Origin of the sequence: Mesorhizobium sp. B1-1-6 (assembly GCF_006443035.1) — a bacterium.
GTDB lineage: Bacteria > Pseudomonadota > Alphaproteobacteria > Rhizobiales > Rhizobiaceae > Mesorhizobium.
In genome coordinates this window covers 1-24,198 of the sequence record NZ_VFWR01000031.1, presented here as the reverse complement: position 1 = coordinate 24,198, position 24,198 = coordinate 1, and the positions used below count along the sequence as shown (strand labels likewise).

Annotated in this window: 22 protein-coding genes and 1 pseudogene; 6 read left to right on the top strand and 17 right to left on the bottom strand. The window is 64.2% G+C overall.

The window, feature by feature from the left end:
* Positions 1–290: 290 nt before the first annotated feature.
* The 8 genes from FJ979_RS31910 to FJ979_RS31875 all read right to left on the bottom strand — a co-directional run bounded on the left by FJ979_RS31910 (position 291) and on the right by FJ979_RS31875 (position 10,170).
* Positions 291–1,868 (bottom strand): alpha/beta hydrolase, encoded by a 1,578-nt coding sequence (locus tag FJ979_RS31910; RefSeq protein ID WP_181181829.1) that lies wholly within the window; start codon positions 1,866–1,868, stop codon positions 291–293.
* A 941-nt stretch (positions 1,869–2,809) separates the two neighbouring features.
* The gene (locus FJ979_RS31905; RefSeq protein ID WP_140501578.1) at positions 2,810–3,163 is read right to left on the bottom strand and encodes a cupin domain-containing protein; all 354 of its coding nucleotides are present in this window, start codon (positions 3,161–3,163) and stop codon (positions 2,810–2,812) included.
* A gap of 312 nt (positions 3,164–3,475) precedes the next feature.
* Positions 3,476–4,369, bottom strand: a complete 894-nt coding sequence (locus FJ979_RS31900; RefSeq protein WP_140584663.1) for a sugar phosphate isomerase/epimerase — start codon at positions 4,367–4,369, stop codon at positions 3,476–3,478.
* Positions 4,370–4,441: 72 nt separating this feature from the next.
* The gene (locus FJ979_RS31895) at positions 4,442–5,380 is read right to left on the bottom strand and encodes an ABC transporter substrate-binding protein (protein WP_140517934.1); all 939 of its coding nucleotides are present in this window, start codon (positions 5,378–5,380) and stop codon (positions 4,442–4,444) included.
* Positions 5,381–5,460: 80 nt separating this feature from the next.
* Positions 5,461–6,459 carry a ribose ABC transporter permease gene (locus FJ979_RS31890; RefSeq protein WP_140517933.1) on the bottom strand — a complete coding sequence of 333 codons (999 nt, stop codon included), beginning with the start codon at positions 6,457–6,459 and terminating at the stop codon, positions 5,461–5,463.
* Positions 6,456–8,027, bottom strand: a complete 1,572-nt coding sequence (locus FJ979_RS31885; protein ID WP_140584662.1) for a sugar ABC transporter ATP-binding protein — start codon at positions 8,025–8,027, stop codon at positions 6,456–6,458. Before FJ979_RS31885 ends, FJ979_RS31890 begins: the two co-directional genes overlap by 4 nt.
* Complete coding sequence (locus FJ979_RS31880) at positions 8,024–9,391, bottom strand: FGGY-family carbohydrate kinase (protein WP_140584661.1); 1,368 nt, start codon at positions 9,389–9,391, stop codon at positions 8,024–8,026. Before FJ979_RS31880 ends, FJ979_RS31885 begins: the two co-directional genes overlap by 4 nt.
* Positions 9,388–10,170 (bottom strand): DeoR/GlpR family DNA-binding transcription regulator, encoded by a 783-nt coding sequence (locus FJ979_RS31875; protein WP_140525811.1) that lies wholly within the window; start codon positions 10,168–10,170, stop codon positions 9,388–9,390. Before FJ979_RS31875 ends, FJ979_RS31880 begins: the two co-directional genes overlap by 4 nt.
* A gap of 187 nt (positions 10,171–10,357) precedes the next feature.
* Here FJ979_RS31875 and FJ979_RS31870 point away from each other — a divergent pair, with 187 nt between their 5' ends.
* From FJ979_RS31870 to FJ979_RS31860, 3 genes are read left to right on the top strand one after another with little or no spacing between them, the layout of a single operon-like run.
* A complete protein-coding gene (locus FJ979_RS31870; RefSeq protein ID WP_140584660.1) occupies positions 10,358–11,401 on the top strand; it encodes a class II aldolase/adducin family protein in 1,044 nt (347 codons plus the stop codon).
* Between the two features lies 1 nt (position 11,402).
* Complete coding sequence (locus FJ979_RS31865) at positions 11,403–12,704, top strand: FGGY-family carbohydrate kinase (RefSeq protein ID WP_140584659.1); 1,302 nt, start codon at positions 11,403–11,405, stop codon at positions 12,702–12,704.
* Positions 12,701–13,552: a TIGR01459 family HAD-type hydrolase gene (locus FJ979_RS31860; RefSeq protein WP_140567505.1), complete on the top strand. Its 852-nt coding sequence runs from the start codon at positions 12,701–12,703 to the stop codon at positions 13,550–13,552. The genes FJ979_RS31865 and FJ979_RS31860 overlap by 4 nt, the downstream gene beginning before the upstream one ends.
* Here FJ979_RS31860 and FJ979_RS31855 read toward each other — a convergent pair.
* Positions 13,539–14,549, bottom strand: a complete 1,011-nt coding sequence (locus FJ979_RS31855; RefSeq protein WP_140561617.1) for a sugar-binding transcriptional regulator — start codon at positions 14,547–14,549, stop codon at positions 13,539–13,541. The genes FJ979_RS31860 and FJ979_RS31855 overlap by 14 nt on opposite strands.
* Before the next feature lie 155 nt (positions 14,550–14,704).
* On the opposite strand from FJ979_RS31855, the gene FJ979_RS31850 reads away from it, so the two are divergent.
* Complete coding sequence (locus tag FJ979_RS31850; RefSeq protein WP_140567503.1) at positions 14,705–15,505, top strand: hypothetical protein; 801 nt, start codon at positions 14,705–14,707, stop codon at positions 15,503–15,505.
* A gap of 19 nt (positions 15,506–15,524) precedes the next feature.
* Here the strand turns inward: FJ979_RS31850 and ptsP are convergent, their stop codons facing one another.
* From ptsP to FJ979_RS31825, 5 genes are all read right to left on the bottom strand, one after another.
* On the bottom strand, positions 15,525–17,495 hold the full coding sequence (gene ptsP, locus FJ979_RS31845) for a phosphoenolpyruvate--protein phosphotransferase (RefSeq protein WP_140525807.1): 1,971 nt from the start codon (positions 17,493–17,495) through the stop codon (positions 15,525–15,527).
* Positions 17,496–17,547: 52 nt separating this feature from the next.
* Positions 17,548–17,928 (bottom strand): PTS glucitol/sorbitol transporter subunit IIA, encoded by a 381-nt coding sequence (locus tag FJ979_RS31840; RefSeq protein WP_140501604.1) that lies wholly within the window; start codon positions 17,926–17,928, stop codon positions 17,548–17,550.
* Between the two features lie 145 nt (positions 17,929–18,073).
* Positions 18,074–19,078 carry a PTS glucitol/sorbitol transporter subunit IIB gene (locus FJ979_RS31835; protein WP_140558471.1) on the bottom strand — a complete coding sequence of 335 codons (1,005 nt, stop codon included), beginning with the start codon at positions 19,076–19,078 and terminating at the stop codon, positions 18,074–18,076.
* A gap of 16 nt (positions 19,079–19,094) precedes the next feature.
* The gene (locus FJ979_RS31830) at positions 19,095–19,862 is read right to left on the bottom strand and encodes a PTS glucitol/sorbitol transporter subunit IIC (protein ID WP_140501608.1); all 768 of its coding nucleotides are present in this window, start codon (positions 19,860–19,862) and stop codon (positions 19,095–19,097) included.
* Between the two features lie 52 nt (positions 19,863–19,914).
* The gene (locus FJ979_RS31825; RefSeq protein ID WP_140501610.1) at positions 19,915–20,352 is read right to left on the bottom strand and encodes a transcriptional regulator GutM; all 438 of its coding nucleotides are present in this window, start codon (positions 20,350–20,352) and stop codon (positions 19,915–19,917) included.
* A 192-nt stretch (positions 20,353–20,544) separates the two neighbouring features.
* Between FJ979_RS31825 and FJ979_RS31820 the strand changes: the two genes are divergently transcribed.
* Both FJ979_RS31820 and FJ979_RS31815 read left to right on the top strand, forming a co-directional pair.
* Entirely contained in the window at positions 20,545–21,186 is a 642-nt protein-coding gene (locus tag FJ979_RS31820) for a hypothetical protein (RefSeq protein WP_140517923.1), read from the top strand.
* Positions 21,187–21,268: 82 nt separating this feature from the next.
* Positions 21,269–21,943 carry an HAD family phosphatase gene (locus tag FJ979_RS31815; RefSeq protein WP_140584658.1) on the top strand — a complete coding sequence of 225 codons (675 nt, stop codon included), beginning with the start codon at positions 21,269–21,271 and terminating at the stop codon, positions 21,941–21,943.
* A gap of 9 nt (positions 21,944–21,952) precedes the next feature.
* On the opposite strand, the gene FJ979_RS33525 is transcribed toward FJ979_RS31815, so the two are convergent.
* The 3 genes and pseudogenes from FJ979_RS33525 to FJ979_RS31800 form a co-directional block, all read right to left on the bottom strand.
* A complete protein-coding gene (locus FJ979_RS33525; protein WP_318013182.1) occupies positions 21,953–22,600 on the bottom strand; it encodes a DUF930 domain-containing protein in 648 nt (215 codons plus the stop codon).
* Positions 22,601–23,256: 656 nt separating this feature from the next.
* Entirely contained in the window at positions 23,257–24,012 is a 756-nt protein-coding gene (locus FJ979_RS31805; RefSeq protein WP_140584656.1) for a 5'/3'-nucleotidase SurE, read from the bottom strand.
* Positions 24,009–24,198: pseudogene (locus FJ979_RS31800) on the bottom strand (MBL fold metallo-hydrolase); the annotation flags it as partial. The gene FJ979_RS31805 and the pseudogene FJ979_RS31800, both read right to left, overlap by 4 nt.

Here is a 24,198-nt window from a genome sequence, read left to right as displayed (position 1 = left end):
CCACCGCCCTTCGCACGCGCGATGCCACCAAAGGCGGCGTATGCGATGCTTGCACCCAAGGCCGAAAGCAATACACGACGAGACGTAAACACTGTTCGATCCTCCTACAATTTCTGTGAAACTTCGGAATTTGATAATCGAAATGCGACACGCACGCGACTTCCACCCGCAAGACGAGAGGGGTCCTTAAGCGATGCTACCGTAGTGTTTAATTGATTTGCGAGTTCCGCTTTAGCTTAACTTCGTCCTCGGCAAAATATCGGACTTTACAATTTTGGCTAAGAGGAATTTCAGCGCCCAAATCGAAATCTCAACCTATCCTGCCTTGAGCGATTTGCTGATATAGAGTGTAGTGCCTCCGCTCCCGACCACAGTTCCTTTGGCGGGCTTGGAAATTGCGGGGCCCCCATCTCACCGATACATTCAGTCTTCAACTTGAGCTTGGGGTTTGCAAGGAAATCAGCAACTACTTTCGACCCGCACGGATCGGAATCTATGACATCGTGTCCGATCCCCCGAAAGACCACCACCTGGCCGAAAGGAAGGGTCTTCGCCGCGTGGTCCGCCCATGCTGTCGGCGTTGCTGGATCATATTCTCCCGACAACAGAAGAGTGGGTATGTCAGTGCGGCGCGGCTGCACCTGCGATGCTGGCCCGTTCTCAAGCATCCAAAGAGGGCATGCCCAGGAGTAGTCGTTCAGCTCAACCCATTTCGACCAGTATTTGTCCTGCTTGCCATTCAGATCGGGGAGAGCGCTGTCGGAACAACTTACAGAGAAGTCCATACCTTGGGAGATCTCCAGGTCGTCAGCATCGAAAAGTATCTCCGCCAGGGGTCTGAAATCCTGTTTGTATGTCCTCTCGATCAGCTCCGGCAGGGTCGGGAGCGCATCGCGATCGTATAAAATGCCGAATATAAGCTCGAGGAAATCTGCCCCGGAGACATATGTGTAGCGCGCCTCTTTATCTGTGCTGCGCAAGAGCAAAGGCTGCCGATCCAGCTGTCTTGCAATAAGCTGAACAGCATTGGATATCCCATTCATGCATCTGTTCGCTGCCTCACAGTCTCGCTCTAGCAATTTTAACGATCGGTCGAGATTCGGCCCATCTTCGTTCAGGTAATTGATGTCCAGCGGAACAACTGAATCCAATACACTCGCCGAGACCCCTTCGGGGTGCTGGTTCATCACTTCCAGTGCAAGCCTGGTGCCATACGAGACGCCATAGAGAACCCACTTTTCTATCCCGAGAGCCTTCCGAAGGTCATCAATATCCTCCGCATTCTCCTCAGTGTTGTAGGCATCAAGATCAATGCCCTTTGCGATCAACGCCGTCCTGCATGCAAGAACTTCATCTTTCTTGAGCTTGCTAAAGGTGGTTTCGACCTCAACGCTCGAGAGAATGGCGTTCCAATGATCGGGCTTGAAATATTGAGAACAGTCCAAGGCGGGAGCGGACTTTCCGATGCCCCGCTGATCAGCAACGATTACTCGGCGTCCGATCATCCAGCTCTGGGCGCCGATGAATTCCCACCATCCATCGATGTCGTCGCTATTGGCGATGTCGGTAGGCTGCCCCGGGCCTCCTGTGAGAAACACTACCGGTTCGTGCCGTTCGCGGTCCGGTTCGAATACGACCACGGACAGGACGACCTCGGTACCACCCGTCTTCTTTCGATTTTCTGGAACATTCACGGTCCCACACGTCATTGCCCGATCCCGCGGAATTTCGAACCAACAGCTGGTTTTCTTGAACTCACCCGCAGTGAGTTCCCCACCCCCCAGGCAAATGAGGAACGCAACCGACGTGACCACGAGAAGAAAACACCAACCTGGTTTGATGTACGCGCGTCTAAACACGGTAGACATCTCGCCCCTCATTTATAAGTATATGAAAACTGCTCGATTACGGATCGAATATTCTTCGCGTCATCGACAAATCAGGAATAAAACGCCCGTAATCACGGCTTCGTTATTTTATTCAAGACGGAGAGTCTTCCCTCCGGCATTGCCAAGGAACAATTCCGTGTTTCAGAAAAATGGCAGGAAAAAACCTACCCTGCACGCAGCCTAAACGACTCTCTCCATTTCGTGTTCCCAAGCGATATTGGGTTACTCCAACACAAAATTGGAAACAAGCTCGACAAACCGGGGATTATATTAGCGCTTTTGATTGAGCCGTGCGCGAGACAGTTGGTCAGCACTGCGCTTATGTAAGCCGTGTTTTGCGCTACATTGCTCATCCGATTTTGCGCGGGTGCTCGCACCCTCCTCCTTATGGTGGATTCCCATTCTTTAGCATTAACGCATATAAAGACCGCGCTTCTGCACTCACGATGGGAACACAACCATGCGGAATCGAAAGTCACTCCAACTGGCGCTTTTGGCTTGTATATCGCTTTTTCTCACCGACGCCGCTTTAGCGAAAGATGCCTACAAGACACCCTGTAGAGCGGACGCCAAGCGGGTGTGCCACATGGACAACGAAGTGAAGGCGCAAGGCTGCCTTAAACAGCACCTCAGCGAAGTCACGCCGGCTTGCAAGGCCTTTCTCAGTAAACAATGAGATGGCCGCGGGTCCTGTAGCCCGATTGCGTGCTCCGATGGTGAGATTGCTCGCCGCGGGGTCTCACGCGATGGCACGATGAGCAAGGCGGACACCGTTCGCCCTGCCGGCATTCTGGTCCCGTTCGCTCCAACCGGGCGCCAGTCACGGCCCCGCCAGTTGCGTCGACATGCGCGAGGATGGCCGGATTGACGAAAAGTATCAAAGGCCAGCGAGCGGCCGCTTGTCTATCTGACAGCCTGCCTCAGCCCACCCTGACCACGAAATGCTTCGTCACCGGCTCGATGATCTTCCAGGTTCCCTTGAAATCGGCTTCCACCACGAAGGCGTCGCCGGGGCCGACTTCGACCGGCGTGCCGCCGTCGGGCGTGATGATGATGCGGCCGGCGATCATGTGCACGAACTCATAGTCGGTGTAGGTGGCGTGATAGGTGCCGGGCGACGCGCGCCAGGTTCCGGAGATCACCTTGCCGTCCGCGGTCGTGTGCTGGACTGCGGTTTGCATCGTCGGCCGGCCCTCGACCGCGATCCAGCCAGGCAGGTCGCCGGCTTCCGCGTGTTCGACGGTGCCGAATTTCAGGATCGTCTTGTTCGTCATGCCGGGGCTCCGTTTTGCTTCGCTGTCGCACCGTCGGATAGCCGTTACGCGTGGCGTGGGCAATGCCGCCAGGGGGACCAGGGCAACCAATCCGGGTTCACCGGCGCCTTCGCACTGTTTGACGGAGCTCTGAACGAAAAAACCCGCCTGCTCGGCGGGTCCCTGGCGCGACTCAGCACCATAGGCAATTTGTAGCATTAACTGCCTTCACAGTCAATGAAGCTGAGTTCGCGGCCTTGCACCAGGAACCAGGCGCGTCCGCGCCTGGGGTGGGCGATTTGGCAATTCCTGCTGCTCCTCAGTCTGAAATCCTCAGGGCTTGTGGCGCGCCGCGACGAGTTCCGCCTTGCGCCTTGCCGTTTCCATTCCCAGCCCGATGAAGGCGCGCGCGTGCTTGGCCAGCGCCATGTTGTCCGTCCACAGATTACGCCAGATGGCGGTCTTCTTCGACAGGTTCTCGTCGACGATCTCCGAGGAGAAGGATTCGAAGCTGAGATCGTCGGCATAGCCGATCGCCGTCAGCGCATCGAATATCGCGGCGAAGTCGATATTGCCGGTGCCGAGGAAGCCGCGATGGCTCTCGCCGATATGGACATAGCCGATCTTGCCGGCGGCATGGCGGATGGCCAGCCCGACATCGGCCTCCTCGATGTTCATGTGGAAGGTGTCGAGGTGGAGAAAGATGTTGTCGGAGCCGGTGTCCTCGATGAAGGCCAGCCCTTGCGCCGCAGTGTTGAGCAGATTGCTCTCGAAGCGGTTGACGATCTCGAGGTTGAGCGTGACGCCTGCCGCCTTCGCGGTTTCGGCGACCTTGGCCAGCGTCCCGGCGCTGCGGTTCCACTGGTCTCGCGTCGGCGCCTCGGTCTGCAATCCGTGGCTGGTCGACAGGATACCGGCGACCTTCTGGCCGCCGAGGTCGCGCGTCAGGGCGATGGTGTCGTTGAGGATCCCGACGCCGCGCGCGGCGACCGCCTTGTCGGCGCTCGAAATGTCGCCGTCGACCGGCAGGCCGATGCTGATCGCCACGCCGAGATCGAGATCGGCGATGCGCTTGGCGAGCCCGCCAATATCGACATTGGCGGGGTCGAGATAGGAGAATTCGATCAGGTCGAAGCCGGCCTCCTTGGTGTTGGCCAGCGTGCGTTCGAGCTCGGCCTGCGTCGAGCTCGCCGACCAGACGAAAGAGTGGATTCCGATGCGCGACATGATCGTCTCCGGTTTTGCGACGAAATGAGGAGGACGCGGCAGGTCAGCCCGGCCGCGTCCGCCTTGGACTGATCAGCGGGCCGCGGTCCAGCCCTTGTAGTCCTTCAGATTCTCGGCGGTGATCAGCTTCGGATCGAGCAGCACCACCGGCTCCGCCGGCTTCTTGCCGGCAAGCACGTCGGCGGCCATCGTCAGCGACTGGCCGGCCATCACGTAGGGATCCTGCGAGGCAGAAGCCTTGATCATGGACTTGCCGGATGCCAGTTCCTTCTCGATGTCCGGCGCGCCGTCGACGGCGGTGAAGATGAACTCCGAGCGGTTGAGCTGCTTGGCGGCGAGCTCGGCGCCGATCGCCGTCGGATCGTTGATGGCGAACACCGCGTCGATCTTGTCGAAACGGGTCAGCAGCGACTGGAACACCTTCAGGCCGCCGTCGCGCGAGCCTTCGGCGTTCTGGTCGTCGGACAGGATCTTGATGTCGGGATGCTGGGCAAGCACGTTCTTGCAGCCCTTCACGCGCTCCAGGATCGACGAGGACGCCGGACCGTTGAGGATGACGTAGTTGCCCTTGCCGCCAGTTTGGTCGACCAGATATTGGCAGGCCTCCTCGCCGGCCTTGACATTGTTGGTCATCACGGTGACGTCGGCGCCTGGCGCGGAGACGTCGAAGGCCGCGACCACGATGCCCGCCGCCTGCGCCTTCTTCACCGCGGGCGCGATCGCCTTGGCATCGACGGCGTTAAGCATGATGACGTCGACGCCGGCGGCGATGAAGGAATCGACCTGCGAGACCTGCTTGTTCAAGTCATAGTCGGCCGACACCGACGTCACCTCGACGTTCGGATTGATCTTCTTGGCCGCGTCCTCGATGCCCTTGATGGTGGCGACGAAGAAGGGGTTGCCGAGCAGGCCGACCGAGATGCCGACCTTGTTCAGGTCCTTGGCCGATGCCGGCGCAATGGCGACGGCCGCGAACGCGGCGCCGCAGAGCAGTTTGGCGATGGTCTTCATTACGCTTACTTCCTCCTGATGCCCCGCGCCTCTCACGGTGCGTTACACAAGCCGGTCTTTGATGCCGGCGACAAGGTCACTCACGTTCTTGCCCCTGCCTGGAGCCTGTAGCGGTCGAGGGCGACCGCCACGATGATGACCAATCCCTTGATGATGTACTGCCAGATGTCCGAGACGCCGGCCAGGATGAGCCCGTTGGACAGCACGGCGATGATCAGCCCGCCGATCAGCGTGCCCCAGATCGAGCCGACGCCGCCGACGAAGCTTGTGCCGCCCAGGATGACCGCGGCGATGGCGTCGAGTTCGTAGGACTGGCCGAGCTGCAGGCCGTTGGCGGCATAGAGCCTCGCCGCCGACATGGCGCCGCCGAGGCCTGCCAGCAGGCCGGACACGCCATAGACGAAGAGCAGCACCAGCGGCACCTTGATGCCGGTCAGCCGCGCCGCCTCGGCATTGCCGCCGACGGCATAGATCCAGGTGCCGAGCACGGTGCGCTTCAGCACCAGCCACGACACCACCACCACCGTCAGCGCGATGATGACCAGCCAGGGAACGCCGAACAGCGAGCCATTGCCGATGAAGTCGAACGGCAGGTCGGAGTTGAACACGGTCGTGTCTTCACCGAGCAGGCGGGCGACGCCGCGCACGGCGGTCAGCGATCCCAACGTGACGATGAAGGGCGGCAGCCTGATATAGGCGATGAGCAGCCCGTTGATGACCCCGAAGCCGAGACCGACCAGAATGGCCGCCGGCACGCCGAGCAGGCCCCAGTCCGGCACCAGCGACACCAGCACCGCCACCATTGCGGAAGCGGCAAGGATCGAGCCGACCGACAGGTCGATGCCACCGGTGAGGATGACGAAGGTCATGCCGGCGGCGAGCACGATGTTGATCGAGGATTGCTGCGTGACGATCAACAGGTTGGTGCCGGTGAGAAAGCGCGGATTGATGAACTGGAATCCGGCCGCCAGCAACACCAGCACCGGCAGCATGCCGAGCGCGGCCAAAGCGGTGCGCAGCCGCCGGCTCCTGACCGCCGCCTGATCCACACTCGTCGTCGCGGTCGTTCTGTCGGTCATCCCTTCGGTCCTTCCTGGGCCGCTCCCGTCGCAAGTTCCATGATCGCTTCCTGGCGAAGCGCCTCGCCCCGGGACGCCGTCACCTCGCCCGCTATGGCGCCGTCGCGCATCACCAGAACCCGATCGGCGACGCCGATCACCTCTGGCAATTCGCTGGAGATCATCAGTATGGCGATGCCCCTGTTGGCGAGATTGTCGATCAGCCGGTAGATTTCCGATTTGGCGCCGACATCGACGCCGCGCGTCGGCTCATCGAGGATGACCACTTTGGGTTCGGTCTCCAGCAGGCGGGCCAGCAGCACCTTCTGCTGGTTGCCGCCCGACAGCGAACCGGCATTGGCCTGCGCCGAGCGGGTGCGGATCGAGAGATCGGCGACGGCTTTCGCAGCGCGCCTGTCGGCGGCGGCGAAGTCCCGCAAGCCGCCGGCGCGCGCATCCCTGGCCAGAACGCCCATGTTGATGTTGTCGGAAATAGACATGTCGAGGAACAGGCCGAGTTCCTTGCGGTCCTCGGTGAGATAGGCGATGCCGGCATCGAGCGCCTCGCGCGGCGAGCCGATGGCGATCGGCTTGCCGTCGAGCTCCAGCGTGCCGGCGCTGCGCCGGTCGGCGCCGAAGATGAGCCTGGCAAGTTCGGTGCGGCCCGAGCCGACGAGGCCCGCCAGCGCCAGCACCTCGCCGTGATAGAGGTCGAAGGAGCAGTCCTTCAGCAGCCTGCCGTCGGACATGCCGCGCACCGACAGCGCCACGGCGCGCTTTTCGCCCGGCGGGCGGTGATCCTTCTTGTAGAACGCCGAGAGATCGCGGCCGACCATCATCGAAACGAGCCGCGAGGCGCTGAGGTCGGCGCGCTCCAGCGTGCCGACATAGCCGCTGTCGCGCAGCACGCTGACGCGGTCGGCGAGCTGGTAGACCTCTTCCATGCGATGGCTGATGTAGATGATGGCGATGCCTTGCGCCTTCAGCGTCGCGATCACCTCGAACAGCCGCTCGGTCTCGCGCGAGGTCAGCGACGTGGTCGGCTCGTCCATGACGATGATGCGCGCATTGGTCGACAGCGCCCGGGCGATCTCGACCAGCTGGCGCTCGCCGAGTGACAGGCCGGAAACCAGGGCACGCGCCGAAAAGGAAACGCCGAGCCGGCCGATGATCTCGGTCGCGCGCCGGTTGCACTGGTCGCGGTCGACGATGCCGAAACGGCGCGGTTCGTTGCCGAGGAAAATGTTCTGCGCCACGGTCAGATTGGGCGCCAGCGACAGTTCCTGGTAGATCACCGCGACGCCGCTGGCGCGCGCCTTGATCGGATCGCCGGTCGCGGCGGGCATGCCATCGATCAGGATCTCGCCCCCGGGATCGGGACGATAGGCGCCCGAAAGCACCTTCATCAGCGTCGACTTGCCGGCACCGTTCTCGCCCATCAGCGCGTGCAGCTCGCCGGCCTGGACGGTAAGCGAAACATCCTGCAGGGCGCGGATCGCGCCGAACGTCTTCGAAATATGGCGCATTTCCAGCACCGGGTGGCGTTCCGCCCCCATGCCGGCTGTCTCCGTCCTGGCCTGCGCGCTCATCGGGCTGCGACCTTGCCGGCGGTCCCGGCGACCAGATCGCGCCAGCCGTCGCGGTAGCCGGCGAGGCTGGTGAAGCGCGCTGCTTTCACCGGCTCCGGCGGCTCGGCGGCGAATTCACGCCCGACGCTCTCGAAAGCCAGGGCCGCAGCGCCCGTGGCGCTGCCTTGCAGCGAAGCGCCCTGCATGAAGGCCTGCTCCGGCCGCAGCTGCGCCAGCAGGCTGGCGAGCAGGCCGCCAGTGTTGAGCCCGCCGTCGACGATCACGGTGTTGCTGGAATGGATGAGGTCGAGGCAGAGGTCGAGCATCAGCGCGACATAGAGCAGTGCCACGGCCGCACGCTCGCCGGCATCAGGCGTGCGTCCGACCAGCCGGCCCGAACGGCCGGGCATCGGCCCACCCGGCGCGAAGCTCGGCAGCGCCATCATGCCGGCATCGATCGCCCGCTGCACCGCCGCGCCTTCGACCGGGCCTTGCCAGCCGTCGCTGATGGCGGCGAATTCGCGCCCGCCCATGAAGCGGATGGTCGGCACCGGGCCGCCGTCCACATCGACATTGACCAGCATGTCGCGATCGCGGTCGAGCGCCTCGAGCGGACAGTTGGGATTGAGCACGATGACCCAGGTGCCGGTCGAAACCACTGTCACCGAGCCCAGCCCCTGCCGCCGATAGGCATGGAGCGCGGCATTCGAGTCGTGGACGCCGTTGTGGATGGCGAGCGGCCGCGACGCGCTGCCGAAGTCCTGCTCGCCGATGACAGTACCGGCACGCGCGAAGGCCGGCATCTGGTGGCGCCACCCCTCGGCGTCGACCAGTGAGGAAAAATCGTGACGACGCGGCGCCCACAGATGCGAATGGCAGCCGAGATAGGACACTTCGCAAACCGGCCTGCCGCCAAGGCGCCAGCTCCAATATTGCGGATAACCGAGGATCCATTTCGCCGTCGCGAAAGCGTCGGGTGCGGCCTCCTGCAGCCACAGCATGTGGCGGCCGTAGTTGAAACCGAGCGGCAGCCGCGGCGAGAACGTCTCGGCGTAGTCCGGAATGCGGCGATCGATCCGCGCGGCGATTTCGGCTGGCGGCTCCTGCTCATAGTCGAGGATCGGATGCGTCAGCGCCGCGTCGTCCACGAGGGCGAAGGTGCAGCCATGGCCCGACACCATCACCCCTTCCACGCCATGGTTTTCGATCACAGCGGTGACGGCGCCGAGCGCCCAATCGTGGAGGTCGGCCTCATCGAGCACGCTGAAGCCGCCTTGGCGCGTCCATTTCGGCTGGGTCCGGCGCTCGTCGAGAATGCGTCCGTCCTGGCCGAAGACGAACAGCTTCGAATTGGTCTTGCCGAAGTCGAGCACCGCGACCTTCATGCGATGGCTCCCGTGGTCGAAGCAATCCGCACCATGACGCCGGCATCCTCCAGCATGCGCGCGTCGGCATCGGAAAGACCGTCGTCGGTGACCAGCGTGCCGATGCGCGACAGGGGCAGCGCAACGTTACGGGCCTGGATCGAAAGCTTGCGGCTGTCGGCCAGCACGACGATCTGGTCGGCGCACTGGCTAAGCTCGACGATCGAGCGCACCAGCAGCGGGTGCGATTCCAGCAAGCCTTCCTGGCCGATGCCTTGCGCGCCGAGAAAGAACTTCGAAGCGTAGAAAGGTGCCGGATGGGTGAGCGAGTGAATGATGCCCGGCTCGCGGTGCAGGTCGCCGCCGGCAACGGTCAGGCTGCAATGGCCATGATCGCTCAGATACGCCGCCAGCGGCATCGAGTTGGTGTAGAGCCGGATGCTGCGCTCGGCGAGCTTGACCCCGAGATGGAAACAGGTCGAGCCGCCATGCACGATGACCGCGTCGCCGTCGCGCACCATGGTCGCGGCTAGGTTGGCGATCTGCCGCTTGGCCTCGACCGCGAGGTCGCGATTCTCGTCATAGGGCCGGGCATAGGCGACGCCGGCCTGCGACGTGCCGTCGAGCGCCGAAACACCGCCATAGACCTTGCGCGCCTCGCCCGCCTCGTCGATCCGGTCGATGTCGCGCCGCACCGTCGCGGCCGAAACGCCGAGCCGCTCCTGCAGCTCCCGCACCGAGGCGAAGGGGCGATCACGCAAGAGTTCGACGATCTGACGCTGGCGGCCGGAGTCGCTCACCTGTTTCCTCCAAAACGCCGTTCTGCGACGGCAGTTGGTGTAACTTACTCAACATTAGCTCGATTGCAAGCCGCAACTGACGGTATTCGATCACGGTTGACGGAACTCACTCTTATCTGCGATATCAACCCGTCGAATGCCCGACCACCGCATTCGACGGTTGGCGGATTGTTGGAGGAGATGCGTGATGGCGACCCAGGCGGATGCGCAGGAATTGGCGGCGCTGCGGGCGCTTTCGGCCGCCATCGGACAGGATCCGCATCTGACCCAGGCCGCCGGCGGCAACACCTCGCTGAAAGCCGGAGACACGCTGTGGATCAAGGCTTCCGGGACCTGGCTGAAAGACGCGCTCGCCGATGACATCATGGTGCCGGTGGCGATGGCGCCATTGCTCGAGGCGGTTGAACGACGCGACCCCGCCGCCGACCAGCCTCAGGCCTTCGCCATTGGCGCGCTCAACCCGCGCGGGCTGCGTCCCTCGATCGAGACCACGGTGCATGCCTTGATGCCGCAGCGCGTGGTCCTGCATGTCCACTGCGTCGACACCATTTCGCTTGCGGTGCAGGCCGATTGCGAGGTCCTGGCCGCGTGCCGGCTCGCAGGCATCCAATGGGCCTATGTTCCCTACCGCCGGCCGGGCCTGCCGCTGGCCCAGGGCATCTCCGAAAGGCTGCGGCCGGGCGTCGATGTCCTGATTCTGGGCAATCACGGCCTCGTCGTCGCGGCCGAGACCGTCACCGGGGCCGAGGCGCTGTTGCGCCGCGTCACCGGGCTTCTGGCAAGGGCGCCGCGCGACGCGGCCGCGCCCGACATCGCGGCACTGACTGCGCTTGCCGCAAATTCCGGCTACCGCTTGCCCGTCGACACCGAGGCGCACGCGGTCGCCATCGATCCCGACAGCCGCCGCATGGCATCGGGCGGCAGCCTCTATCCCGACCATGTCATCTTCCTCGGCAAGGGTTCGGTGGTGGCTGCGCCCGGCGAGGACGTCGCCGCTGTCGTCAGGCGTCGCGGCGCCCAGCCCCTGTCGATCCTGTTTCCGGGGCTCGGCGTCCTGATGCGCGCCAATGCCAGCGCCGGCGCCGACGCCATGCAGCGTTGCCTTGCCGACGTGACGGCGCGGGTCGATGTCACGGCGACGTTGAATTACCTTACCGAGGCGGAGAACGACGAACTCGTCAACTGGGACGCCGAGCAGTACCGCCAGAAACTGAACGCCTCCGGTGGCTGACATGTCGCCCGTCGCCGGCTCGCCTCTCTCGGATCGCCTCGTCGTCGGCGTCGATATCGGCACCTCGGGCGCCCGCGCCGTAGCCATGCGCCCGGACTTTTCAATTGCCGGCCAAGCCGCCGTCCGCCTCGACGCATTTGGCCAGGATCCGCGCAGCCCGGCGGCATGGTGGCAAGCGGTCCGGGCAGCGCTGGCGGAGTTGATTGCGAGCATCGACCGGACCACGGTCCGCGCCATCGCCGTGGATGGCACCTCGGGCACGTTGCTGCCGGTCGACGGTGCCGGACGGCCGCTCGCCGAACCGCTGATGTACAACGACAAGGTCGCCGGCGACGATATACTGGCCGCGATCGCGCGCGAGGCGCCGGCGGGCAGCGCCGCGCACGGCGCGACCTCAGGCCTCGCCAAGGCGCTTCGCTTCCAGCATCTGCCGGGCGTGGCGGCGGTGCTGCATCAGGCGGACTGGATCGCCGGACAGTTCTCGGGCCGCTTCGACGTCAGCGACGAGAACAACGCCTTGAAAACCGGTTACCATGTCGAGGCCCGCCGTTGGCCGGACTGGATCGCGGCGACCGGAATGCGCATGGATTTGCTGCCTGACGTCGTCGAGCCGGGCGACGTGACCGGCACGCTCACCGCGGCCATGGCGGATCTGTTCGGTTTGGCCCGCGACGTGATCGTCGTTGCCGGCACGACCGATGGCTGCGCCTCTTTCCTGGCGACGGGTGCGGCGGGGGTCGGCGACGGAGTCACGGCGCTTGGCTCCTCGCTTACCATCAAGATCCTGTCCGACCGGCCGATCTCGGCGCCGCGATACGGCATCTACAGCCATCGGCTGGGCAATGCCTGGCTGGCCGGCGGGGCCTCGAATTCCGGCGGCAAGGTGCTGGCGCAGCATTTTCCCCTCGCGCGCATCATCGAGCTCAGTGCCATGATCGACCCGGCGACCGAGACCGGCCTCGACTATTATCCGCTCGCCACATCGGGCGAACGGTTCCCGATCGCCGATCCGGCGCTCCCCCCGCGCCTCGTCCCGCGCCCGGTGGATGATGCCGACTATCTCAAGGCGATGTTCGAAGGCATGGCCGCGATCGAAGCGCTCGGCTATCGCCGGCTTGGCGAGCTCGGCGCGCCGGCGCTGACTTCGGTGCGCAGCGTCGGCGGCGGCGCGGCAAATCCTGCGTGGAGCGCGATCCGGCAGCGTAAGCTCGGCGTTGCGTTCTTGCCGGCTTTGTCGGACGAGGCCGCTGCCGGAACGGCGCGGCTGGCGTTGAAGGGTGCGAACGAGGCGGGGCTGCTATGAACCGGAAACTGGCTGAACGCCTCGACGGCATCGGACCGCTGGCGGAGCGCTACCAGGTCTTCCTGGTCGACCAGTTCGGCGTGCTGCATGACGGCTCGGCCCCCTATCCCGGCGCGGTGGCGGCCTTGGCGGCACTGAAGCGCGCCGGAAAGACCGTGGTGCTGGTCTCCAACTCCGGCAGGCGCGCCAAGCCCAACGAGGACCGTTTGCTGAGGCTCGGCTTCGAGGCCGGAAGCTGGGATCATTTCGTTTCCTCCGGCGAGGTGGCGTGGCGATCCTTCCACGAAATGGCGGGGACCGGAGCGTTGCGGCCCGGCACGAACTGCCTGTTGATCAGCCGCGATAATGACCGCACAGCGATCGAGGGCCTGCCTTTTGTGTTGACCGGAGCCGGCGATACCGCCAACCTGGTACTGATCGCGGCCAGCGAGGGCGACCGCTACGACCTGGACCATTATCGCCGCCTGCTGGCGCCGGCGGCGGCGCGAAAGGTGCCATGCTTCTGCACCAATCCCGACAAGATCATGCTGACGGCGGTCGGGCCTCGCTTCGGCGCCGGCGAGATCGCCGATCTCTACGAGAGCCTGGGCGGCAGCGTCACCCGCATCGGCAAGCCCGGCCCGGCGATCTTCGATGCCGCACTGGCGCTGGCCGGCGAGCCCGACCGCGCCAGCGTGGTCTGCGTCGGCGACAGTGTCGAGCATGACATAGCGGGCGGAAACGGCTCCGGCATCGCCACGGCGCTGGTCCTGAGCGGGATATTGGCGGACACTTCGGATCTTGTCGCTGTTTTCGACGAGGAGCAGGCCTGGCCGGACTACGTCACGGGGTCCTTCAGCTTCCGTTGACCGCCTCGAGCATGCGCCTTGCGCTCTCTTCGTCGGTGATCAGGATGGTCGGCGCGATCAGGTTCATGGCGCCGAGCAGCGCCGCTGTCTTCTCTTCGCCGCCGGACGTGAGAATGCGGATCGGCGCCTTGCGCAGCCGATCGACCTCCACCGACATCACATGGCTGTTGACGGGGTGGTCGACGAGATCGCCATTGCGGTCGAAGAAATGGAACAGAAGGTCGCCAACGGCGCCACGCGCAACCAAGGCCTCGCGGTCCGCCTCCTTAAGAAAGCCGCCGCGAGAGAAGGTAGTGGCCGAAGCGATGCCGCCGACGCTCAGCAGAACGGCATCGAGCACGTTGGCCATCTCAAAAACCTCCTGCAGTCCGCAACGCTCGACCAGCGCGATCTTGGTCTCGACGCTGTCGACGACGGCCGGCGTCGGGATCAGATAGCCGTCGCCCTGGAAGATTTGGGCGAAGCGCCAGGCGAACTCGGCCGGGTTGTAGCGGCGCACGACGCCCACACCGCCTAGCAGCGAAATGACCTTGAAGTCGGTGAGCGATTTGGCGCTGATGAAGGGCAGACTCGAGAACAGCGTCTGACCCCAGCCGACGCCGACGCGCATGCCGGATTTCATCGTGTCGGACAGGAAAATCCCGGTCTTCGCACTGATCGCGGGGATCGGATCGGCGTTGGGCGCGGTCAGCGGCGCCACCAGCGCCTGCTTCAGGCCGAACGTGCGCTCCAGCGCGCGCTCCAGCCGCACGATCTCTGACAACTCGCTTTCGATGGTGATTTTCACCTCGTTGCGCGAGCGCGCCTCCGCCAGCATGCGAACGATGGTGACGCGGCCGACGCCGAGCACGTCGGCGATCTCGTTCTGCGTCATCTGCTCGACGAAATACATCCAGGCGGCGCGGATCCTGAGGCGGTCCGTGCGGCTCTCGTTGACGACCTGTTCGGGCGCCTCGGTCACTCCGCTTTCGCTATCGCCCTGCCGTCGCCTGCCCAACTGTCTTCTCCCCGCTCGGCGATGTAGGAGTCACTCGCCGATTCTCCACGCTGGTTTAATATCGCCTATTGAGCTACCAATCGATAGGAACAATGTAGGGTCAGCGGCCGGCTCTCGGCGGCCGAGGCCGGTAGACGTTTTCGAGGCGATTCGCGATGCTCCGACAAATCTCCAGGGATGTCCGCGTCAATTTGAAGGACCGGCTGCGCGACGTCCGCGACATCATTCGCCAGAGCCGCCACGACAGCGACAGCGAGGCCAATCTCGTGCGGGAAGCAACCAGCCATTTGCCGCCGTTCCCGGGCAAAGGCATCGAAGGCCTGCTCGGCCATGCCGCCAGTGCCGTCGACGAAGCCTTGTCGATCGCCGAATCCTTTGTCCCGCATGACCGCCCGACGAAGATCGACGGAACGACCGTGAAAGGCCTTGGCATCTATTTCCCGGCCGGCAACGAGGAACGCCGGTCCAGCGCCGAGCGCGTCTTCCGGCGCGACATGTACTATCTGACCAGGACCGTGCTCGCCGCCCTGAGGATCGACAATGCCCGGATCCACGAGGCGGATTTCGCCGCCGTCCACGCCGCCATGCGAAAACGCCACGCCGGTCTGCTGGCCGCGATACCCGCCAGACCCACCCCCGCCGCGCTGCCGGCCGTCGCCGCTGCCTGTGCGGCGCTGCTGGTCGAATGCCTCAATCACCGTCCTGTCCGCCTTGTCGAAGTCGAGCCGGAAGCAATGGGCGACCGGACCCTCGACATAGCTTGCCTGGCACCTGTCGTCCTGGCCTGCGGTCTGGCCACCACGGCCAGCGACGGTGCGCCGGAGCCCGACATGCTGGAGACCGCCATTCTGGCGGCCGGCATCCGTCATGACCGCATCGTCAAGGCCTGTGCCAAGGCCAACGCGGTCGATGAATTGACGCCTGTCTTCGCCACCTTGCTTGCCCATTTGCCGTAGCTGCCGGTTCTGGCCGAGACTATCGCCCGAGCGCCATGTCCGCGATGGTCTTCTTGGCGCGCTGGATCGAGGCCGGACTCATCGAGAGCTCGGTCAGCCCCATCTTGAGAAAGGCCGGGATGAGGTCGGGGCGTCCGGCCGCCTCGCCGCACATGCCCACCATGATGCCGGCGGCCACGCCGGCTCTTGCCGTCAACTCGATCGCCGACATGACGGCCGGGTTGGCGACATCATTGAGCTTGGCCACGGTCGGGTTGAGCCGGTCGGCGGCCATGATGTACTGGGTCAGGTCGTTGGTGCCGATCGAGAAGAACGACACTTCTTTCGCCAGCGCCGGCGCGATCAGAACGGCGGCCGGCGTTTCGATCATCACGCCGAGATCGAACGCCGCATGCGGCACGCCTTGCGCCTTCAACTCCGCCGCGCATTCGGCAACCAGAACCCGCGTCTGCCGCACCTCCGATATGTCGGAGACCATCGGCAACATCACCTTGATGTTGCCGTGCACGGCTGCCCTGAGCAGCGCCCGTAGCTGGCGCTTGAAGATGTCGGGCCGGTCGAGGCACATGCGGATGCCGCGCCAGCCGAGGAAGGGATTTTCCTCGTCGGGAAATTCGATGCCGGCGATCGGCTTGTCGCCGCCTATGTCGAGCGTGCGCACGATGACCGGATAGGGCGCGAATGCCTTGGCCAGCGCCGCATAGGTCTCCGCCTGCATGTCCTCGGAGGGCAGATGCATATGACGCATGAACAGAAGCTCGGTGCGGAACAGGCCGACGCCCATGGCGCCGGCTTCCTGCGCTGCCTCGATTTCCTCCAGCGAGCCGATATTGGCGGCGACCTCGATGATCCTGCCGTCCGCGAGTTTTGGCGTCACGGTCTTGAAGACGGCCAGTCCGGCGCGCTCCTTGACCGCCGCCTCGACGCGGGCGGCGAAGTCCGCGCGGGTCGCCGCATCGGGATCGACGATCACCTGCCCGCCATTGCCGTCCACGGCCACCTCGCGCGCGCTGCGCAGGGCATTGATCTGGTCGCCAAGGCCCAGCACTGCCGGAATGCCGTGCGAACGGGCGATGATGGCAATGTGCGAGGTGGCCCCGCCATGGCCGCACACCACCCCGCCGATGCGCTTCAGCGGCGCCCGCGCCAGGTCCCAGGCGCCGATGTCGTCGGCGATCAGGATGGCGCCTTCGGGGATATTTTCGAGGCTGGCGTCATCCTGGCCGAGCAGCGCCAGACAGATCTGTCGTCCGACCGCATGGCAGTCGTCGGCGCGCGCGTTGAGATAGTGATCATCGACCGCGCTGAAATCGGCGGCTATGGTGGAGGCGGCGGTGATGACGGCTGAGACAGCGTCATTGCCGCTTTTGATCGCCTTCTCGGCCTCGCCGGTCAGGCTGTCGTCGGCGGCGATGTCCCGCAGCGCCGCGATGATGCCGCGATCTCCGGCGGACAGGGTGTCCTGCGCCAGCGCCTTGTCCATGCGCGCCTGAACGGCGGCGACGGCGGCGCGGAACCTGTCGATCTCGCCGGCGATCTCCTCCGCCTGCAGCATGCGGCCCTGTCCAGCGATGTCAGGCGGAAAATGCGCGAAGGCAGGCCCGATGGCGACGCCCTCGCTCGCCGCGACGCCGCGCAAACCGGCCACGCCTGAAGCAGCCGGTGCGGGTTCGGACGCCGGCACAATGTCCTCGCCCGTATTGGCGGCCGGTTGCGGATCGTCATCGTCGAGACCTGCCTTCGGATTCTCGAGATAGCCGATCAGCGCCTCGATCGCCTCGATGGCGTCCGCGCCATTCGCCCGCACGGTGACTTCCTGGTTTTCCTTCACCGCCAGCAGCATCAGCTTGACCGAGCTCTTGGCGCTGACCGCCTTGCCGTCCTTGACCAGCTCGACATCGGATTCGAAACCCTTGGCAAGCTTGACGAAGCGCGTGGCGGGACGGGCGTGCAAACCTTCATGCACTCTGACGATGGTCGAGCGTTCCATGGCAAATACTCTGTTGTGGCGCCGCGCCGACATGGGTCGCGGCGCGAATGCTTCAGGCGGCGATGGTGATGATCGCGTCTGTCTTCAGGGCGGCCACGAGCGCTTGGGTGTCGACCTGCGAAGCGCAGATCTCGCCCGGCCGCTCGGCCTCGGTGGCGCCATTGAACGAGATGACGACATGCCCCATCTCGAGCACCTTGCTCCAGGCGCTGGAGCCGACTGCCGTGATTGTCGCGGAAACAGGTCCAAGGGTGATCGACGCGCCCTTCTGCGGCGCGCCTTCGCTGGGCCCGAGTTCCGTCTTGTGGAGCACGGAAACCTCGGCAAGCTCCGGCGGCGAGCCATCCGCGAACAGGATGAGCACGCCCCCTTCGGCAAGGTCCGCTACTTCAGGCCCGATGGAAGTGACCCGTGTTCTCAGCAGAACCGTCATATGGCGAACCTCATTTCCTTACTTTCCTCGAGGGGGTCACGGACGCCCGTGAACCCCTCTATCTCCGTGCTTTGGCGCAATTCCCAAGGGAAAGCGCTACGCGCCTTTTTCCGGGAAAGCCGTTTCAGGCTTTCCCGGAATTTGCTTAGAACACGATCAGACTGACGACCCAGGCGATCAGCACCGAGACCGGGCCCATGATCTGGCGGCTGATGAGAACCGCCGGGACGCCGATTTCGATCGTCTTGGGCTTGGCTTCACCGAGCGCCAGGCCGACCGGGACAAAGTCGCAGCCCACCTGGGTGTTGTAGGCAAACAGCGCCGGCAGCGCCATCGCCGGCGAAATCGTGCCGTTGGCGATCTGCGGACCGATGATGGCGACGCCGATGACCTGCGCGATGACCGCGCCCGGTCCCAGGATGGGGGACAGGAACGGCAGGCCGCAGATGGCCGAGATGATCAGCAGGCCGACGATGTTGTTGGCGAGCGGTCCCATCGGCTGGGCAAGCACGTCGCCGATGCCGGTGTACAGGATCAGGCCGATGAGCATGGTCACGAAGGCCATGAACGGCAGCACGTTGCGCACCACCTGGTCGATCGTACGGCGGCCGGCATTGAAGAAGATGCCGACCACGCGGCCCATGACGCGGCCGATCGAGCTGATCAGGCCGATCAGCCCGCCTTCGCTCGGTAGCGGCTGTGGTGCCGCGGCCGCGGTGTTGTTGCCTGGACTCATCGATGCTGCTCCCCCCGCAGTGGTGACCGCCTCGGATCCGTCCGCCATTGTGACATTGGCCGGCTTCACGCCCGAAACGTAGATGTCCTCGGTGATGAACTGGGCGAGCGGCCCAGCCTGGCCGACCGGCGTCAGGTTGACGGTCGGGATGCGCTTGCGCGGATAGACGCCGCAGCGTGCGGTGCCGCCGCAGTCGACGACGACGACCGCCATCTCGCTTTCGATCGGCGGCGCCTTGAAGCCGTCGACGGCCGTAGCGCCGGTCATGTCGGCGATGAGCTGTGCCACGGGATGGATGCCGCCTCCGGTGACGGAGACGATCTTATCGCGCTGTGCGGTCGGCTCGATGACGAGCGGGCCGCCCCAGCCTGTGGAGCCCCGGGAGATCCTTACGGCTTTGTATGTCTTGGCCATGATGTCCTCCCCGCCCTTACAGCTCGATGCCCTGGCGGCGTGCCATGATGGCGGTGATGCGCTCGGTCAGCATGCCCTTGAGCAGGATGACGACGAGGCCGACGATGGCGTACCAGATCGCCACCTTGACGTGATAGCCTCCGGCGACGACACCCCGCTTCTCGAGGTCGAGCAAGGCGACCAGCATGCCGCCCCAGACGAAGTATTCGCCGGGGTTGATATGCGGGAACAGGCCGAGCGGCGGATGCACGTAGGAGACAGCCGCGTCATAGAAGGCGGGCTTGTGCTTTTCTTCCAGGAACGATCCGAAGGTGTAAGCCATCGGGTTGGTGAGGAAGAACACCGCCAGCAGAGGCAGCAGCGTATAGCGGGTCAGCGCGATCCTGCCGGCGCCGCGTGCCAGGCCGTGGACGCGCTCCTCGCCGACCAGTTCGGTGACGGCGTAGAAGGCGGTCATCAGCACCACCAGTGTCGGGATGATGCCGGTAACGAAGCCGGCGAACACTTCGCCGCCTTTCTGGAAGATGCCGATGAAGTATTTGCCGATTGCGGTCAGCCAGCCGAGTTGCTCTTCCTGCTGCACGTTTTTCAGCTGTTCCTTCAGCTGATCGGCGGTGACAGGCGCGCTGTCGGTCTGCGCCTGCGCCAACACCACGAGATGATCGGTGGCATGCTCGACGCCGAGCCTGCCGTGCCAGGCAGCATCCGAGACCATGGTGCCTGCAACATGCAGGTTATGCACGGCCATGTCGGCATGCTGCGCCAATAACGAAAATACAGACATTTCTCCTCCTTATGCCGCCCGCCGGTTGATCCCGGCCGGTGCGCGGCGTCCTCTAGGCCCTTGCTACGTTCAAGCCGGACAAGCCCGGCTTCTTCCCCGGCTCCGACCGTGCTTTGTCGATCTGTTCGATCGCCCGTTTCACGGCCTCGGCCACACCGGGTTCCCCCTCCCCCATGATCGCAGGGTTGGACCGGAGTTGATCGAGGGGAACACCCTCGAATTGTTGATGTCGTTTGAATTTGGTGAACACCGAGCGCCCGCTCATGACCATCATGCGGCGCACGATGAGGTCCGGCGTCACCACGACGAGCGCGATGGTGCCCTTGGCCAGCCGGCCGCGAAAATTGCCGGCCCCGACGAAGCCATCCTTGTACTGGTCGGTGACGCCCCGGAAGACATCCGAATAGTGCCGCATCTGCAGCCAGACGCCGAGCGACTGCAGCGCCCACACGATAACCAGAAGAAGCAGTCCCCACTGCCAAATCGCCATTCGGTTCTCCTCCCGAAGCCTTCATTGAACCGCATCTTGGACGGATGCGCGACAACAGCAAAGTGAGAACATTTGTTTCCGAGAATGTCAATATGTATGATATTGACCTCGGTCACGGTCATCCACAGGGCCGTCGGCCGATTTCGGCGACGGCACGGTTGTGCTAGCCTGTCGTCAAACGGGATATGTGAAATGGAACTGCCCTTCAGGGATGAACTGGCCCTTATGCCCGACCTTCGCCATCGGTTGCGGCAATTGCGCTGGTTCCGCGCCACGTTTCGCGGCAGCGCCAAGGTGGTGTCCGACACATTCGGCGTGCGTTTTGAAATCGACGAAGCCAGGCTCACAAGGGCTTTTCTCGACTGGGTCGAGATCATGGAGGCGCAGAAGCGTTTCGCCGCGATCGACCGCGCCGACTTCATCGTCTTTGCCGCCGGCCTCGTGCTGCGCGAACTGATACGGCAGGCGCCGGCCAGGGAAGTCTCCGGCCTCAGCCATCTCGTCGAGACCGAGCAGAATGCCGGCACGCTGGAAATCGTCCGCTTCTGGCCTGAGGGGTTCCTCTACACCAATTATTGCGTTTCGGTGATTTCGGCGATCTACGAGCAGGAATTCGGCTCAGCGCCCAGCATCGACAAATGCGCCGACGACCTGCGCACATGGTGGTCCTATCGCGAGAACGTGACCGAGATGCCGGCCTATGCCGTGGCTTTCCTCGACCGCTTCCTTGGCGCCGAACCGAACTGGATCACGCCGGATCGCGCGCAATCGCGGCAGGCCATGCAAAGGGCGCTTGGGTCGGCCCGGGCCAGCGATGCGCTACGCCAGCTTTGACAGATTTTGGCGCCCGACCACCACGCTATTGAACATTTGACTTTTTGCCGGTAGCAAAGTGCAAAACTCCGGGGAGAAGCGCGTGGCGCGATCAAGGCCTATCATTTTCGATTGCGACGGCGTTCTCGTCGACAGCGAACCGCTGGCCGCGAGGGCCTATGAGCGCGTCTATGAAAAGCACGGCATGCCGGGCGTGCACGGCGGCATCATCGCTCAGTGCATCGGCATGAAACAGTCCGACATCATCGTCAAAATCAGGGAATTGACCGGCCATCAGTTTCCGGCGGCGGCGGATGGCGACATCTGGACCGAGACCAGGATCCTGTTTTCGCAGGAACTGAAGCCGACACCAGGAATCGCCGCGTTTCTGGAGGCGCTTGAGGGCGACCGCTGCGTTGCCTCGTCGTCCTCCGTCGAGCGCATAAACCACAGCCTGGCAGTGACGGCGCTGGCACGGTTCTTCGGCGACGCGATTTACAGCTCCTCGATGGTTAAGAACGGCAAGCCCGCGCCGGACATTTTCCTGTTCGCCGCGGCAAAGATGGGCGCCAATCCGGCGGACTGCATCGTCATCGAGGATTCGCCCTTCGGTATCCAGGGCGCGGTTGCCGCCGGCATGACGGCGATCGGCTACACCGGCGGCGGCCACACCTATCCCGAGCATGGCGCGCGACTGAAGGCGGCCGGCGCCGATTTCGTCTGCGCCGACTGGCAAGAGATCAGCCGGCAATTGTCCGGGCTCGGTGTCCCCGCCTAAGAGCTTGTTCTAGCGAGTGGGTAGTCCAAGCCGAACCCATTCGTCGGGCGGGATTACAGATCCGACACGTAGGCCGAACGACAAAACCCTGGTCACATCGCTGTCGACCTCGCAGCGGAAGCCCAGATGGTACCACGTGCCCGTTGCGCGAAAAGCGACATCCGGGGCGTTGAGAATATTGCCGGCCTTCAGCGGCACGCTTGGGATCAAGTCGGGGAAATATGAGGCGTCCAGCAATTGCTGCTGCAATGCGCTGGCGCAAAGTTTGGCACCACGCTGGGCGCGCGGCACGCCGCCCATCGAGGTCGTGGCCAGCGCATCGCCGGTAGCGTCTTGCGAATAGAGCTTGCGAACGCCCGGAAGCCCGGAATAGCGACGCGACGCGGCACTGGCGACATCAGGGGAAGTTGGGCTTCCCGCGCTCCCGTTGGAGGACTTCGAAACTTTTGAAGAGCCGGGCTTCGGCGCATTTGTGGGTTTTGGCGTCGGCTTTTCAGCCGATATCGGAAGCTCGACCTCAGTATCGCCGTCATCGGCGGCCAACGGCGCTGCCGCAGCCGTTTGGTTGTCGGCGTCGGGGGTTTCCGCCTCCTCAGCATCCTTCAGGGACTCGGCATCCTTCGCGGCGGTTGCCGGCTTCTCGCCGGTCTCGGGCAACTCTGCCGGCTTTTCGGTGGCCGCCGGCGCGCCAGACTCGGTCTCCGCAGGCTCAGGCGTCACGGGCGGCTTGGACGTCTCCTCCTTGGCAGGCGCTGGCGAATTGTCTTGAGCGCTGGCTCCGTCCAGGGATTTCCTGGGGCCGGCGTCCTTGTCGCCGAACTGAAAGACAGGTCTCAAGGTCTCGATCGGCGGCGTCTTGCGCGGCTGCTTTGCGGGCGGTTCTTCAGCCTTCGTTTCCGGCGGCTTCTCGGCTTTGGGCTCCTTTGGCGGTGCGGGAGCAGGTTTCGGTTTTGGCTGATCGGGCGGAGGCACGAGCGCGACATTTACCGGCTGGTCCTGCTGCGGCTCTTGGGCTGGCCTCGGCAGGTTGTAGAACACCAGCGCTGCGAGGAGCGCATGCAGGATCAGCGATGCGGGCAGCGCCCACAACAGATCCCGACGCCGCTCTCGTGCCCCGTCCTTCATGCTGACCGATGTGGAATGAAATAGCGGCGGCTTCAAGCATCGGCTTTGGATTGACGCAATTTAACCGCTGCACGGCTCAGTGATCTGGATGATCCGCGCCGCTGCGCCGCCGTCGAGGCGTTGGCGCGGCTGGACGAGCGGCCGTGCCGTCCTGAATATTCGCGGCAACCCAGTTCTGTGGCCAAAGACTAGCCTTGCCGCTGGGACTGGATCCCGTCCAGAAACCGTCCGTCCAGCGGCGTTTCGCCAAACCAGTTCAGCCGGTTGATGCTGACGAAGCCGGCATCGATCGCCTCGTTCTCGTCGCCCGGCTCACTTGCGTGAGCGCGCCCGCGCGGGACTGTGATGACGGTGCGATCGCCGTCGCTCTCCAGGATTTCAGCCTTGCGGCCGATCTTGTCGCGGCCGATGCGCGGCTGCCGGATCCCGGCCGGCAGCGAAGCCGGCAGGTTGATACTGAGCCAATGGCCATCCGCCGCCCACTCTTCACGCGACCGCCAGAGCGAGGCGATCAACGCGCCGAGCCACTCGTCGTCGACACCGCTGAAGTCCGGATTCTTCACCCGGGAAAAGCCGATCGCCGGAATACCCCAGAATGTCGCCTCGCGCGCAATGCCCAGCGTCCCGGAATAGGCAAGGTCCTCGGCGACGTTGCGCCCGTCATTGACGCCCGCCAGAACCAGGTCGGGCTTTTGGCCATCCGCGAACAGCCAGGCCATCGCACTCACCACGCAGTCGGCCGGAGTACCGGAACACGAATACCAGCCGGGCTTGACGCGCCGCATGATCAACGGCCGCGCGATCGTCAGCGATGCGCCCGCGGCGGTGCGCTTGCCGTCGGGTGCCACCACCCACAAATCGTCGCTCAGGCTGCCGGCCGCCTTGACCAGCCGGGCAAGGCCCGGCGCCTCGATGCCGTCATCGTTGCAGATCAGGAGTCTCATGTCTCGTTTCCTCGGCGCACCGTGATGTTCTGGCCGGTGCGGCATTGCGGGCGCAGCGATGGAATATGGGCTTTCAGGTCGTCGAGGAGTTCGCTCGCGCAGGAATGACCGAGCGTCTCCGGGCGCCCTGCCTTCTCCCAGATACCGACATTGCCCGACAGGGTCGGGTGGGTGGGCATGCGCACC